At 69.9% G+C, this 15606-nt stretch carries 10 protein-coding genes; all 10 read left to right on the top strand.

Going from position 1 to position 15606, the window contains the following annotated elements; translation table 11 throughout:
- Positions 1–134 precede the first annotated feature (134 nt).
- The 10 genes from kduI (at position 135) to SHK19_RS15380 (ending at position 15548) form a co-directional block, all read left to right on the top strand.
- A complete protein-coding gene (gene kduI / locus SHK19_RS15425) occupies positions 135–953 on the top strand; it encodes a 5-dehydro-4-deoxy-D-glucuronate isomerase (RefSeq protein ID WP_322455875.1) in 819 nt (272 codons plus the stop codon).
- Positions 950–1732, top strand: a complete 783-nt coding sequence (gene kduD, locus SHK19_RS15420) for a 2-dehydro-3-deoxy-D-gluconate 5-dehydrogenase KduD (RefSeq protein ID WP_322455874.1) — start codon at positions 950–952, stop codon at positions 1730–1732. The genes kduI and kduD overlap by 4 nt, the downstream gene beginning before the upstream one ends.
- Before the next feature lie 115 nt (positions 1733–1847).
- Positions 1848–2933 (top strand): sugar ABC transporter substrate-binding protein, encoded by a 1086-nt coding sequence (locus SHK19_RS15415; protein ID WP_322936766.1) that lies wholly within the window; start codon positions 1848–1850, stop codon positions 2931–2933.
- Between the two features lie 2 nt (positions 2934–2935).
- Positions 2936–3943 (top strand): ABC transporter permease, encoded by a 1008-nt coding sequence (locus SHK19_RS15410; protein WP_322938701.1) that lies wholly within the window; start codon positions 2936–2938, stop codon positions 3941–3943.
- Positions 3940–5502: a sugar ABC transporter ATP-binding protein gene (locus SHK19_RS15405; RefSeq protein ID WP_322936765.1), complete on the top strand. Its 1563-nt coding sequence runs from the start codon at positions 3940–3942 to the stop codon at positions 5500–5502. The genes SHK19_RS15410 and SHK19_RS15405 overlap by 4 nt, the downstream gene beginning before the upstream one ends.
- A gap of 2 nt (positions 5503–5504) precedes the next feature.
- Positions 5505–6497 (top strand): ABC transporter permease, encoded by a 993-nt coding sequence (locus tag SHK19_RS15400; protein WP_322455871.1) that lies wholly within the window; start codon positions 5505–5507, stop codon positions 6495–6497.
- An 88-nt stretch (positions 6498–6585) separates the two neighbouring features.
- Positions 6586–8079: an aldehyde dehydrogenase family protein gene (locus SHK19_RS15395; RefSeq protein WP_322936763.1), complete on the top strand. Its 1494-nt coding sequence runs from the start codon at positions 6586–6588 to the stop codon at positions 8077–8079.
- Positions 8079–8726 (top strand): bifunctional 4-hydroxy-2-oxoglutarate aldolase/2-dehydro-3-deoxy-phosphogluconate aldolase, encoded by a 648-nt coding sequence (locus tag SHK19_RS15390; RefSeq protein WP_322455869.1) that lies wholly within the window; start codon positions 8079–8081, stop codon positions 8724–8726. Before SHK19_RS15395 ends, SHK19_RS15390 begins: the two co-directional genes overlap by 1 nt.
- Complete coding sequence (locus SHK19_RS15385; protein WP_322936762.1) at positions 8723–9820, top strand: sugar kinase; 1098 nt, start codon at positions 8723–8725, stop codon at positions 9818–9820. Before SHK19_RS15390 ends, SHK19_RS15385 begins: the two co-directional genes overlap by 4 nt.
- Before the next feature lie 364 nt (positions 9821–10184).
- Positions 10185–15548, top strand: a complete 5364-nt coding sequence (locus SHK19_RS15380) for a LamG-like jellyroll fold domain-containing protein (protein ID WP_322938700.1) — start codon at positions 10185–10187, stop codon at positions 15546–15548.
- The last annotated feature ends 58 nt before the right edge of the window (positions 15549–15606 follow it).

The following is a 15606-nucleotide window of genomic DNA, read 5'->3' as shown; positions in this document are numbered from 1 at the left end:
TCCCGCATCGATGGGCTGACTATATCGCTGTCCACATATATGGACAAGATTCGGCCCCTTGACCCGTGACGAGAGTCACGTGTACGGTCCTGATTCACATAGACGAACGTAGTTCATATTTTCGAGGAGCGCGAGTGATTCAGGTTCGATATTCCACATCACCGGCGAGCGTCGAGACCTCGACCGCCGCGGACCTGAGGGCAAACTACCTCCTCGAGGACCTCTTCGTTGCCGGTGAGGCGCGCGGGGTCTACACCCACGACGACCGGATGGTGATCGGCGCAGCGGTGCCGAGCAGCGGCCAGCTGGAGCTCCCGGCCTGGACCGACGTCCTCGGTGCACCCACGCACCTGGAGCGCCGCGAGCTGGGCGTCATCAACGTGGGGGAGTCGGGTCACGTGCTCGTCGACGACGAGAAGTTCGAGCTCGGCCACCTCGACGGCATCTACGTCGGACGGGGCCGCGAGGTCGCGTTCGCCGGCGTCGACGCCGCCTTCTACTTCGTGTCCGCGACCGCCGGCGCGTCGTACCCCACGACGGTGCTGAGCCACGACGAGATCGAGCCGGTGGCCATCGGGACCGCGCAGGCAGCCAGCGAGCGTCACCTCTACCGCTACGCCTGGGGCTCGGACCTCCAGACCGCGAACCTGCAGTTCGGGGTGACCGTCATCGCCGACGGCTCGGTGTGGAACACGCTGCCGCCGCACCTGCACGAACGCCGCACGGAGGTCTACCTCTACGCCGACCTGGCCGAGGACGAGCGGGTCTTCCACTTCATGGGCAAGCCCGGCGCGACCCGCCACCTGGTGATGGGCAACCGGCAGGCGGTCATCTCGCCGCCGTGGTCCATCCACGCTGGTGCCGGCACCGGCTCCTACGCCTTCATCTGGGCGATGGCCGGCGAGAACAACGTCTACACCGACCTGTCCCCGGTGCCGCTGGAGGAACTGTGAGCACCACCCAGGTGCGCACCGAACGCCGGTCCCCGTTCGACCTGCACGGCAGCTGCGCGGTGGTGACGGGAGCCGGGCGCGGTCTCGGTCAGGCCGTGGCCCTCGGGCTGGCCCGCGCCGGCGCCGACCTGGTCCTGCTCGGCCGGCCGGGCAACCAGTCCGCAACCTGTGAGCAGATCGTCGAGCTGGGAGGTGAGGTCGAGGTCGTCGACCTCGACGTCAGCGACCTCGACGCCGTCGAGCGGGTCGGCTCGCAGCTGGCAGCGCAGCGTCAGGTCGACGTCCTCGTCAACAACGCGGGCATCATCGACCGGCAGGACTCCGTCGCCGTCGACGCAAAGGCGTGGAGCAGGGTGCTCGACGTCAACCTCACCGGACTGTTCTTCCTGACCCAGCAGCTCGGCCGTCCGATGGTCGACCGCGGGCGCGGCAAGATCGTCAACATCGCCAGCCTGCTGTCGTTCCAGGGCGGCCTCCGCGTGGCGTCGTACGCCGCCAGCAAGCACGGCGTCGCCGGCATCACCAAGGCACTGGCCAACGAGTGGGCCCCGCACGGGGTCCAGGTCAACGCGATCGCACCCGGCTACATCGCCACCGACAACACCCAGCCCCTGCGCGACGACCCCGACCGCTCCCGGTCGATCCTCGAGCGCATCCCCGCAGGGCGGTGGGGCACCGTGGACGACATCGCCGGTGCCGCCGTCTTCCTCAGCTCGTCTGCCTCCGACTACGTCAATGGGCACGTGCTCGTGGTCGACGGGGGGTGGATGGCCCGCTGAAGCACTGCTGCCCGATGTCCACCGCCCACTACTACCGGCCGCACCCGCGGCCGACTTCCCGACATCTCGGACGGAACCGCCGGATCACCGGCGCCAAGAAGATCCAGGAGCGACCATGAATCTGAAGTCACGCCCCGCTGTTGCTCTGCTGAGCCTTTCTCTCGCTGCCATCGCCCTCGCGGGCTGCAGCGAGGAATCCGCCGGCAGCGACGACGGCGCCAGCGCCGGCAACTGCGATCCGGCCGACGTCCAGCTGCTCGGGCAGGTGCGCAACGAGTCCAACCCCTACGAGGCGGCCTGGCTGGACGGCGGTGACGCGTTCGCCGAGTCGGTCGGCCTGACCCAGGAGCGCCTCACCTACGACGGCGACTCCACCAAGCAACAGGACCAGATCGCCCAGCGACTCGCCGGGGACACCGAGTGCCTGGTCATGAACATCCTGCCGAACGGCGACTCCGACACCCCGCCGATCGTCGAGGGCGCCGAGGAAGCCGGTGTCCACGTCGTCACCCAGTGGAACAAGCCGGCCGACATGGACCCGACCGAGTACGACTACTGGCTCAGCCACATCACCTACAACGGGGTGGAGTCCGGCCAGCAGATCGGCGACGCGCTGGCCGAGGCCATCGGTGGCTCCGGCGGCATCATCGCGCTGCAGGGAGTCCTCGACACGGCGGCTGCCAAGGACCGGTTCGCCGGCCTGGAGGAGTCGCTCGCGGCCAACCCTGACGTCACGCTGCTCGACGACCAGACCGCCAACTTCTCCCGGGCCGAGGCGCTCGAGGTCACCAAGACCCTGCTGACCAAGCACGGCGACGACGTCAAGGGCATCTGGGCCGCCAACGACGACATGGCGCTCGGTGCGCTCGAGGCGCTGCAGCAGGCCGGTCTCGAGGGCGAGGTTGCCGTCGTCGGCATCGACGCCGTGCCGGATGCGCTCACCGCCATCGAGAATGGCACCATGACAGCCACCGTCTCCAGCGACGGCCCGTGGCAGGGTGGTGTCGGTCTCGCGATCGGCTACTGCGTCGCCACCGGCGAGCTCTCCGTCGACGACATCGACGACGAGCACCGTGCGTTCTACGCCGAGCAGTTCCTCATCACCGAGGAGAACGTCGCCGAGTTCACGTCGCCGGAGACCGACACGGCCGACTTCGAGTGCGACAACGTCTTCGACCGCGCAGTGGGCCCGCTGCCGTGACCATGACATCCCCCGCCGAGGACGTCGACGTCGCCGCGGCGCGCCCCCAGCCCCGGCGGGGGGTGTCGTTCCGGGACGCCGGTCCCCCGATCGCACTGGTGGTCATCTTCGCCGTGTTCGCGGCGCTGAGTCCCGAGTTCCGCAGTGTCAGCAACGTCCAGAACATCATGGACACCGCCGCGGTCCTGGGCGTCGTCACGTGTGGCATCACCTTCGTGCTGATGATGGGGTCGATCGACCTCTCAGCGCCCGGCATCATGGGGGCGTCCGCGATCGCGGTCGCCCTCATGGTGCAGAACAACCGCAACGACAACGACCTGGGGCTGCTGGGGATCGCGGTCGCGATCCTGCTGGCCGCGGCCCTCGGCTGCACCAGCGGGGTGGCGCTGGTGCTGCTCAAGGTGCCGTCGTTCATGACGACCCTGGGGATGTCGGCCGTCGGGCTCGGTCTCGCGACGCTGATGTTCAACGGCGTCCAGCCCAACATCACCGACGCCATGCTCGAGAGCTGGGCTGTCGACCGCCTCCTCGGGTTCTCCTACCTAACCTGGATCGCCGTCGGGTGTGTCATCGCGGGCTACCTGATCCAGCGCTACACGCGCCTCGGGCGCTACGCGTTCGCGATCGGAGGCGCCGAGGAGGTCCTGTCGCTCTCGGGCGTCAAGGTCGCGCCGTACAAGGTGGCGGTCTTCACCCTCGCGGGCGCGTTCTACGGCCTGGCCGGGGTGATGGTGACCAGCCAGCTCGGTGCCGGTCTCGTGCAGGCCGGTGACGGCTACGACTTCTCCGCCATCACCGCCGCCGTCGTGGGCGGCACCCTGCTGACCGGCGGCCGGGGCGGCATCCTCCACTCCGCCGTGGGCGTGCTCCTGATCATGGTGCTGAGCAACGGCCTGGTGCAGGTCGGCGTCAGCCCCTACTGGCAGGGCGGCGTACAGGGCCTCATCGTCGTCGCCGCGGTGGCAGCCGCGGTCATCCCGCAGCGTCGCAGGAACCAGGTGACCAAGTGAGCATCGATTTCGAGAAGGAGGCCGAGGTGGCGCACCCGGCCCAGCTGCCCGCCCTCGAGGTCCGGGGACTCGTCAAGCACTACCCGGGCGTCAAGGCACTCGACGGCGTCGACCTCGTCGTCAAGCAGCACGAGGTGGTCGGCCTCGCCGGCGAGAACGGCGCCGGTAAGTCGACGCTCCTCAAGGCGCTCGTCGGCCTGGTCCGTCCCGACGCGGGCGACATCTATGTCCGCGGCGAACGGGTCAAGCTGCGCAGCGTCGTCGACGCCGCCGATCACGGCATCGGGATGGTGTTCCAGGAGCAGTCCCTCGTCCCGAACCTCACCGCTGCCGAGAACATCGTCCTGGGTTCGGAGGGACCCGGCGTCCGCCGCGGGATCTACCGCTGGGACGCCATGCGCAAGCTGGCGCAGGAGCAGCTGGACAAGATCGGCTCCGACATCGACCCGCTCGCGCGCACCGACACGCTCACCTTCGCGGACCGGCAGATGGTCGAGATCGCGAAGGTGTTGCGCATCGAGCAGCGCAGCCAGCACCCGCCGGTGATCATCCTCGACGAGCCCACGTCGGTCCTCGAGTCGAAGGAGATCGAGACCCTCTTCACCCAGATCCGCCGGCTGCGCGAGTTCGCCTCCGTCGTCTTCGTCTCGCACCGCCTCGACGAGGTGCTCGACGTCTGCGACCGGGTCAGCGTGCTGCGCGGGGGCAGGTCCGTCGGCGACGTCGAGGCGGCCGGCGCCGCACCGGCGGAGCTGCATCGGATGATGATCGGGTCGACCGGCTCCGACGACCACTACCACGGCACCGCCGCCCGCCGGACCGACGAGCCGCTCGAGCCGATGCTCACGGTCCGCGGCCTGTCGGGCAAGACGTTCCGCGACGTCGACCTCGACGTGCGCGCAGGTGAGATCGTCGGGATCGTCGGAGTCCACGGCTCCGGTCGGGAGGACCTGTGCCGGGCCCTGTTCGGCGCCGAGCCGACGATGGCCGGCGAGGTCACCCTCGACGGCAAGAAGCTCGACCTGTCCGGCACCCGCGCCGCCTGCGCCGCGGGCATCGGCTACGTACCGGCCGAACGGAAGATCGAGGGCATGGTCGGGCCGATGTCGGTGGCCGAGAACATGACCTTGACGAAGCAGAAGTCGCGTTGCTCCGGCCCGCTGGTCTCCCCGAAGAAGCAGGCGAAGGTCGTCGACCGCTGGATGGAGCGGCTCTCGATCCGGGCGCCGCACCGAGGCACCGCCATCCAGCGGCTCTCCGGCGGCAACCAGCAGAAGGTCGTCCTTGCTCGCTGGCTGGTGGCCGGGGACATCCGGCTGCTGCTGCTCGACCACCCGACTCGCGGCCTCGACATCGGGGCTCGCTCGGAGGTCTACCGACTCATGCGCGAGCTGGCCAACAACGGCGTCGCCACGGTGCTCCTCGCCGACAGTCTCGAGGAGGCGATCGGCATGTCCGACCGGATCGTCGTGATGAGCGACGGCCGCGTGACCACCGAGGTGGGCTGTCGGCCGGGCGCCAAGCCGACACCGCTCGACCTCGTCAAGGAGATGGTCTGACCGTGTCCACACCCGTCATCACCAAGCCGACGGCCGACCCCGCCGCCAAGAGCGGCCCGACCCTCGCCCAGCGGCTCACGTCGTTCATGCCGGTCATCGCGCTGGTCTCACTGCTCGCCGCCCTCAGCATCGCCGACCCCGACTTCTTCACCCAGCGCAGCCTGACCGCGGCGGCGCGGACCTCCTCACCGCTCATCGTGCTCGCGGCGGGCGCCACGCTCGTCGTGCTCTGCGGCGGGATCGACCTCTCCATCGCCGCGCTGGCGTCGTTGTCGACGGTCCTCTTCGCGCTGTGGCTGCCCGACATCGGCGGACTCACCACGTTCGCCGTCGTCGCGGTCGCAGCCGCCATCGGTGCCGTCCAGGGCGTCGCCCACGTGCTGCTGCGGATCCCGTCCTTCATCGTGACGCTGGGTGGGATGAGCATCTTCTCCGCGGTCGCGCTCGTGGTCTCCGACGCCGGCCCGGTCCGGATCGTCGACCGGGAGGCCACGTCCTGGCTCACGATGTACGTCGCGGGCTACGTCCCCGTGTCGTTCGCCGTCGCCATCGCCGTGGTCGCCGGCATCGCGCTGGTCCTCAAGCTCACGCCCCTCCAGACGTGGATCACCGCCACGGGCTACTCCGAGTCGGCGGCTCGCCTCGCCGGCACCCCGGTCGACCTGGTGAAGATCGGCGCCTTCTGCGTCTCGGGAGGCTGCGCCGGCCTCGCCGCGATCATGCTGGTGTCGCGCAACTTCAGCGGCAGCCCGACCATGGCCGACAACCTGCTGCTGCCCGCCGTCGCGGCCATCGTCGTCGGCGGCACCGCGATCACCGGCGGCCACGGCAGCGTGTGGCGCAGCCTCGCGGGCGCGCTCGTCGTGAGCCTGCTCCGCGTCGGCCTCCCGATCGTCGGCGTGCCCTCGGCGTACGAGCAGATCCTCTACGGCGCGATCATCGTCGCCGCCGTCGCGCTGACCCTCGACCGATCGAAGGTGCTGATCATCAAGTAGTCCCGTCGAGCCCTCCGTCCTACCCCTGACGACCGTTCCCCCACGGGCCCGCTGTGCCGGGTCCTCCGACCCCATGAGGAAGGCCACCATGTCGTACGACCGCCCCGAACTCCTGCCCGCCGTCCGCTCGTTCCTGTCCTCGCCCAAGCAGCTGCTCATCGACGGCGAGTGGGTGGACGCGAAAGACGGCCGCACCTTCGACACGATCAATCCCGCCACCGAGGAGGTGCTCGTCCAGGTCGCGCAGGCGTCCGCTGTGGACGTCGACCGCGCGGTCGTGGCAGCGCGCAACGCCTACGAGGCGCCCTCACCCTGGTCGCGGATGACGCCGCGCGAGCGCTCCCACCTGCTGTGGCGCATCGGCGACCTCATCGACGAGAACGCGGAGGAGTTCGCCCAACTGGAGTCGCTCGACAACGGAAAGCGTCTCGAGGCCGCTCATGGCGACGTCGGCGTCGCCGCCGAGCTGTTCCGCTACTTCGCCGGCTGGGCCACCAAGATGGAGGGCACCTCGATCCCGATGTCGGTCCCCGGCCGCGACTTCCACGCCTACACCCGCCGCGAGTCGATCGGGGTCGTCGCCGGCATCGTGCCGTGGAACTTCCCGCTGACCATGGCGTGCTTCAAGATCGTCCCGGCGATCACCGCCGGCAACACGGTGGTCCTCAAGCCGGCCGAGCAGACCCCGCTGACGGCGCTGCGTCTCGGCCAGCTGCTGCTGGAGGCCGGTGTCCCCGCCGGCGTCGTCAACGTCCTGCCCGGGTACGGCGACGCGGGCGCCGCGCTCGTCGACCACGCCGGTGTCGACAAGGTCGCCTTCACCGGCAGCACCGAGGTGGGCAAGAAGATCGCCGCAGGCGCTTCCAAGAACCTCAAGAAGGTCTCCCTCGAGCTCGGCGGCAAGGCGCCGAACATCATCTTCGCGGACGCGGACCTCGACGCCGCCGTGGCAGGTGCCGCCCTCGCCGGGTACTTCAACGAGGGTCAGTGCTGCGTCAACGGGTCGCGGCTCTACGTCCAGCGCGCGGTCTTCGACCAGGTCGTCGACGGCGTGGCCGCGGCGGCCCGCGAGATCACCGTCGGCGACGCGTTCGATCCGGCGTCCAAGATGGGTCCGCTGGTCTCGCAGGAGCAGCACGAGAAGGTGATGGGCTACGTCCGCGGCGCCATCGCCGACGGTGTCACGATCAACGCCGGCAGCGGCGACCCCGCTCGCGACCGCGGCTACTTCTTCTCGCCGACGCTCATCACCGGGGTCACCGAGCAGATGGCGGTCCAGACCGACGAGATCTTCGGTCCGGTCGTGACCGCCATCCCGTTCGACACCGAGGACGAGGTCGTCGCGGCTGCCAACAACACCGTCTACGGCCTGGCCGCGGGAGTCTGGTCCAAGGACCTCGGCACCGCTCACCGCGTCGGCTCGAGGCTGCGCGCCGGCACCGTCTGGCTGAACACCTGGCACGCCGACGACGTGACGCTGCCGCGGGGCGGTTTCAAGCAGTCTGGTTGGGGCCGGGAGCTCGGTTCCTTCGGACTCGACGACTACACCGAGCTCAAGACCGTCATCGCCGAGCTCCGCTGATGGTCGGAGTTCTGGGAGGACACCGCGTCGTACCCGTCGTCGTCCTCGACGACCCGGGCCGTGCCGACGACCTCGGCGCGGCCCTGGTCGCCGGCGGCCTCCCGGTCGCGGAGGCCACGTTCCGCACCCCGGAGGCCGCGGCCGTCCTGCGTCGGCTGGCCGGGCGCTCCGACCTGCTGGTCGGAGCGGGCACCGTCATCACGGCCGCCCAGGTCGACCTCGCCCACGACGCAGGCGCCCGGTTCGTGGTGTCACCCGGCCTGAGCGCGGCGGTCGTCCGCCGCTGCCAGGAGCTCGACCTCCCGGTCTTCCCGGGCGTCAGCACGCCGACCGAGGTCATCGCGGCGCTGGACCTCGGGCTCGAGGCGGTGAAGTTCTTCCCGGCCGAGGCCAACGGTGGTCTCGCGACGATCAAGGCCCTGTCCGCCGCGTTCCCCCAGGTGCGCTTCGTGCCGACCGGCGGCATCACCGCCGACTCCGCGCCCGCCTACCTGGCCCATCGCGCCGTCGCCGCCGTCGGCGGCAGCTGGATGGTCGCACCCGATCTGCTCGCCTCGGGCCGTTGGGACGAGGTGACCGCGCGGTGCGCCGCCACCGTCGCCGCCTGCCGGCCCGACACCCCCATCCCGCAAGGAGCACCCACATGATCCAGACCCGTCCCGCCGAGGAGTGCGAGCTCGACATCGTCGCGCTCGGCGAGGTGATGCTGCGGCTCGATCCCGGCGAGGGCCGGGTGCGCACCGCGCGCCGGTTCGAGGCATGGGAGGGCGGCGGCGAGTACAACGTCGCCCGGGGCATGCGGAAGGTGTTCGGGCTGCGTGCCGGCGTGGTCACCGCTCTGGCCGACAACGAGGTCGGCCGCCTGGTCGAGAACCTGATCCTCCAGGGCGGCGTCGACACCTCGCTCATCCACTGGGAGAAGTACGACGGCATCGGCCGCACGACGCGCAACGGGCTGAACTTCACCGAGCGTGGCTTCGGGGTCCGTGGTGCGGTCGGCGTGTCCGACCGCGCGCACACGGCGATCAGCCAGCTCGCTCCGGGCACGGTGGACTGGGATGACCTCTTCGGCCGGCGCGGCGTGCGCTGGCTCCACACGGGTGGGATCTTCGCCGGCCTGTCGGAGAGATCCGCCGCGGTTGCGGAGGAGGCGATGGCCGCCGCGCACCAGCACGGGACGATCGTCTCGTTCGACCTCAACTACCGTCCCAGTCTCTGGGCGGGCATCGGCGGCACGGAGTACGCGCGGGACGTCAACACCCGCCTGGCGGCTCACGTCGACGTGATGATCGGCAACGAGGAGGACTTCACGGCCGCGCTCGGCTTCGGGGTCGAGCACGTCGACGAGAACCTCCGGAACCTGCCCATCGACAGCTTCGCCGCCATGGTCGGCACGGTCGCGGAGAAGATGCCCTGGCTGTCGGCCGTCGCGACCACGCTCCGCACCGTCCACACCGCCAGCGACAACGACTGGCGAGCGATCGCGTGGTCCCCGGAGACAGGGGTGCTGTCCTCGGTCGCCCGCGACCACCTGGACATCTACGACCGCGTCGGCGGGGGCGACGGGTTCGCATCGGGTCTCGTCTACGGCCTGCTGCAGGGCGAGCCGCTGCAGCAGTGCCTGGAGCTCGGCGCCGCCCACGGTGCGCTGGCGATGACGACGCCCGGTGACACCTCGATGGCGTCCCGCGAGGAGGTCTACGCACTGGCCAGCGGCGGCAACGCCCGCGTCCGACGCTGACGGGCACCGATGGCCCCGGGCCGCACCCCGCCCGGTCGCTGCGGCGCGCCTCGTGGCGACCGACGCGTGGCCGACGGTCGTCAGCCGGGTGGATGGCGTTTCGGGCGTGAGATGAAGCATTCGGTTCATGCATATGAACAAAACTGCATTTGAGTTCACAAATCGAGACAGAGTTCTTGACTCTGTGTGATCGGGCTCATACGGTCGAGGCCGACAGTGAGCTCAGACAAGGCCTTTCCGGCCCTCGCGTCGAGCAGGTACAACCAAGGGAGTCGCCCCAGTGAACGTGCTTCGCAGGCATTTCAGGCGTGTCCTCGAGCGGTGCCACCGTTCGTCGCGGCACCTGATCGTGGCGGTGGTGGCAATGGCCGTCGCGCTGCCACTGCTCCTTGCCGCGTCCGCGGCGCCCGCCTCCGCGGCGCCGGACGGTGAGCTCAGGATCCTCCTGTTCTACAAGTCCAACTTCCACGCCTCGCACGTCCAGGCCCGCGAGGCCGTCCGCGACCTCGCCGAGGACCTCTCCGTCGAGTACGACCAGCCGCTGGAGATCGAGGAGACCGACCAGGCCTCCGCGTTCACCACGGAGAACCTCGCCGACAAGGACGCGGTGGTCTTCGCGCAGACGGGTGGCGTGCTCTTCGACGTGGCGCAGCGGACGGCCCTCGAGGCCTACATCCGCGGTGGCGGCGGCTACATGGGCCTCCACTACGCGGGGTGGTCGGTCGGCCAGAGCGAGCACGACGTCAACCCGTTCTACCGCCGGCTCGTCGGCGCGATGTCCGAAGGCCACCCCGAGAACCCCGCAGTCCGGCCGGGTCGGGTGGTCGTGAAGGACACGACCCACCCGCTGACCCAGGGGCTCCCGAACGAGTTCAACCGCAGCGACGAGTGGTACGACTGGACCGTCAACCCCGCGCCCAACGTGCGCACCCTGCTCGAGGCCGACGAGTCGTCGTACGGGATGGGCCGCCAGGGCTCCTCGCATCCCATCACCTGGTGCCAGGAGATCGACGCCGGCCGGTCCTGGTACACCGGCATGGGCCACGCAGGCGAGCACTACTCCGAGCCTGTCATCCGCACGCAGATGCGCAACGGCCTCGCCTACGCCGCCGGCCTGCTGGCCGCCGACTGCTCGCCGCCCTCGAAGACCGAGCACGGTTCGTGGAGCGGCGTCACCCCGTGGCCGCTGATGCCGATCAACATGGCGCTGACGGCTGACGGCAAGGTGCAGTCCTTCGGCAGCGTCTCGACCGGCTGCACCGACAACGCGCCGTTCGACTGGACGGGCAACAGCTGCATCTCGCAGGGCGGCCAGATGGAGTTCGACGTCTGGGACCCCGCGCAGGAGCGGACCATCGACAACTACACCAGCGGTCTCAACCCGAACACGACCTACACCGACCTGTTCTGCTCCATGCAGGTGCAGAACCCGCACCGCAAGACCACGATGACGGTCGGCGGCGACGACGGCATGGGCGAGAACGCTCCCAACGACGGTGCCATCGGCGTCACCAGCTACAGCAGCCGGACCGGGATGCGCAACGAGGCGCCGATGAACTTCCCGCGCTGGTACCCGACCGGCACCACGACGCCCGACGGCAGCATCGTCGTGCAGGGCGGCAGCTTCCGCGGCGGCCCGGGAGGTCCCGGCGTGCTGACGCCGGAGATCTATACCCCCGACGAGGGCACCGGCTGGCGACTGCTCGAAGGCGCGAAGAGCGAGATCGCGTACGGCGACGGCCAGGGCGGCCAGCCGGACGAGAACCGCTGGTGGTACCCGCGCGCCTTCGTCGCGCCGGGCAACGGCAACATCTTCAACATCACCGGCACCCAGATGTACGAACTGAACCCGAGCGGTGACGGCGAGATCACCCTGCGTGGTCGGGTGCCGGAGAGCGTCGCCAACCAGGGCGCGAACGGCAACCCGGTCGGCGCCACCTCGACGGCTGTCATGTACGAGCCGGGCAAGATCCTGCAGGTCGGCGGCGGCTGGTGGGCCAACGGCGGCGGTCCGGCCGGTGCCCGCGCCGGCTTCACGGTGGACATCACCGGCGGCACCGACAGCCCGGTCGTGACGCCGACCGAGCCGATGGAGTACCAGCGCCACTGGGCGACCGCCACGGTCCTGCCCGACGGCAAGGTGCTGGTCACCGGCGGCAGCCGCGACAACAACGGCAACGGCGGCTACGTGACCAACCCGGAGATCTGGGACCCCGAGACCGGTGAGTGGACCACGATCGAGGTGCCCTACGAGCACGCCCGGCTCTACCACTCCACCGCTCTGCTGCTGCCCGACGGCCGCGTGATGATCGGCGGTGGCGGTGCCCCGGGTCCGCGCAACTACACCGACGTGGAGTACTACTCGCCGGGCTACCTCCACGACGCCGACGGCGAGCCGGCCGACCGGCCGGAGATCACCGACGCGCCCAAGAAGATCGGGTACGACGGCACGTTCGACATCCAGGCCTCCGGCGAGGTGTCGCGTGTGACGCTGGTCCGCAACGGCTCGGTGACGCACGGGTTCAACAACGACCAGAACTTCCAGGAGCTGGACTTCTCGCAGTCGGGCGGGACGGTGACGATCTCCGCACCGCAGGACGGGACGTACGCCCCTCCGGGCGCGTACATGCTGTTCGTGCACGACGCGGACGGCACCCCGTCGGTCGCGAAGATCGTGGACGTCGACCCCGAGGTGGAGATGGACCAGCGGACCCCGCAGGTCGTCGACCAGTTCGAGTACCCGCGCCTGCCCGTCCAGTGGCAGGGCAACAACGCTCCTGCGGTCATCGACCTCGCCCCGGGCAACGGCCGGATGTCTCCCTGGGAGGTCACGAGCGACGTCCAGCTGGTGCGCGCCGTGCACGGCAGCCAGGGCGGCCTCGGCGGCACCGGCTACCACCTCGCCCTCAGCGAGTCCGGCAGCATCGAGCGCACCCTCGAGGGTCTCGACCCCGGCCGCGAGTACCGGATCTCGCTCCGCTACGCCCGTGACAGTCGGGTGCCCGGCGCCGAGCCGGGGACCGCCCAGCTGTCCGTGGGCTCGCTGGACACCGCGATCACCGCCGGCACGGACCTGCCCTCTCAGGGCAACCAGGAGACCACGTTCGGCACGTTCGTCGGCGTCTTCACGGCGTCGCAGCGGTCCGAGACGCTGACTCTCTCCGGCGAGAGCCTGATGGTCGACGACCTCGTCATCATCAGCGCCGACCCAGGGGTGGCGGACGTCCCCGTCCACTACGAGTTCGAGGAGGGCGCGGGCACCACCGCAGCCAACACCGGCACCGACGACTCCGTCGGAGCGGCGACCCTGACCGGATCCACGGGCTGGTCCGAGGACGGCGTGTTCGGTGGCGCGCTCGACATGCCGGGTGGGCCCAACACCAACGCGGTGGACCTGCCGGACAACCTGCTGCAGGGCGAGGCGGACTTCACCACCTCGTTCTGGGTCCGTCCCGACACGAAGTCCAACTGGACCGGTCTGTTCCACATCGGGGACGGATTCGGAGGCGACGGCAGCTTCTTCCAGATCCAGATGCAGACGCAGGCGGCCGGCAACACCGGTCTGGCCGCCACCTTCAAGGCGAAGGGGAGCGCGCTCCAGGAGCGGGTCTACGCCACTCCGACCAAGGACGTGGTCGCCGGTGAGTGGAACCACGTCGTCTTCACCCGCCAGGGTGCCACCGGCACCCTGTACCTGAACGGCGTGGAGATCGCGAGCAGGGACGACCTGACGATCGACATGACGGATGTCGGTCCCACTGCCAACAACTGGCTGGGGCGCAACGGCTTCCCCGACGCGTCGTACGACGGCCTCATGGACGAGGTCCGCGTCTACCGGTCCACGCTGACCGCGGACGACGTGTCCTGGCTGTACGCCGAGGGGTCAGCACTCCGCACCACCACGACGGTGTCGGTCGAGCCGGCCTCGCCCTCTCCGTTCGCGGAGCCGGTGACGGTCTCGGCATCGGTCGAGGACGAGGAAGGTCAGCCGGCCGAGGGCAGCGTCGAGCTGTGGCGCGAAGGCGTCCGCGTCGGTGAAGCGGTCGACCTGGTCGACGGGTCCGCCACCTTCCCGGAGCTCGCCGACCTGTCGCCGGGTGACCACGAGCTCGAGGTCAGGTACCTCGCTGCCGATGGTTGGCGCGACTCCGCCGCGACGGCCACCCACACGGTGGAACGACCACCGCCGGGCGAAGGTGTGCCCGTCCACTACAAGTTCGACGAGGGTGCAGGGACGACCGCGGCCAACAGCGGCAGCGACCCGTCGATCGCTGACGCCACGCTCGGCGGCACGGTGGGTTGGAGTCCGGACGGCAAGTACGGCGGAGCCGTCTCGCTGCCCGGCGGCGCGTCGGGCACCGGCAACCAGGTCGAGCTGCCCGACAACATCGAAGCCGGCATGGACGACGAGTTCACCGCGTCCCTGTGGGTGCGGCCGGACTCCCTGCCCAACTGGGTCTCGCACCTGCAGATCGGCAGCAGCACGGACACGTTCTTCCTGCTGCAGTCGTCGACGCAGACCGCCGGCGCCACCGGGTTCGCGGCCACCTTCAAGGCGCCGGGCAACCCGACCCAGGAACGGCTGGTGCTCGGCCCCGGCAACGACGTGCCACTCAACGAGTGGACCCACGTGGTGTTCACCATGCGGGGCTCGACCGGGAAGATCTACTTCAACGGCGAGCTCCAGGGCACCCGCACCGACTTCACCATCGACATCGGTGACGTCGGGGTGAACGGTGAGACCACCGCGAACATGCTCGGCGGCACCAGCTGGCCGGACGGGCGGTTCGACGGCCTGATCGACGACTTCCGGCTGTACGGCTACGAGCTGTCCGAGGAGGACGTCCAGGAGCTGTTCGAGGAGGAGCCGAACACTGCTCCGGTCGCGACCGGCGACGCCTACAGCGCCGACGAGGGCGATCCCCTCTCGGTCACGGCGCCCGGTGTGCTGGCGAACGACACGGACGCCGAGGGCGACCCCCTCACGGCGAACGGTGCCACCCAGCCGGCCGACGGTCAGGTCACGCTCAACGGGGACGGGTCCTTCACCTACACGCCGGACCCCGGGTTCAGCGGGACGGACACCTTCACCTACACGGCCGACGACGGGACGGATGTCTCCGGTCCGGCGACGGTGACCATCACGGTGGAGCCGGATCCGACGCAGGTGGACACCACGATCTCCGGCTCGGCTCCGGACATCACCTACGGCAAGCGGGGCGCGGTCTCCGTCTCGGTCACCCCCGATAGTGCGACGGGCCGCGTCCAGGTGCTGAACGGTGGGGAGGTGCTGGGTTCGGCGAGGCTGTCGGCTGGTGAAGCAGTCATCGGGATACCGGCCAGGTCGCTCCCGCCGGGCGGTCACCGGCTCGTCCTCAACTACCTCGGGGACGGCTCCCACGAGGCGTCGTCGACGGCGATCCGGGTCTTCGTGAAGAAGGCGGTGCCCAGGATCAGGGTGCACGCGCCGGCTGCGATCCGCGTCGGTGACCGTGCGCAGATCTGGGTCGAGCTGAGCGCGGCCGGGGACGTCCCCGTGACCGGGCAGGTGCGGGCAGTGGTCAACGGCGACCAGCAGGTCGTCGCCACGGTCAAGGCCAACGGCACGGCGTCCTTGAGGCTGCACAGGGCCGAGAAGGTCGGGGTCCTCCGGGTGAGGGTGCAGTACCTGGGAGGCCCGTTCACCAAGTCGGTTTCCAAGACGGTTCTCATCACCGTCAGGAGGTAGCTCGGGTGCACGAAAGCGGGCCCGGACGAGATCGCCCGGGCCCGCTTCGTGGTTCGCG

It is taken from the genome of Nocardioides bizhenqiangii, assembly GCF_034661235.1.
In the GTDB taxonomy this organism is placed as follows: domain Bacteria; phylum Actinomycetota; class Actinomycetes; order Propionibacteriales; family Nocardioidaceae; genus Nocardioides; species Nocardioides bizhenqiangii.
Note: the sequence above shows the minus strand (reverse complement) of the source record. Positions and strands in the feature narration are given on the sequence as shown.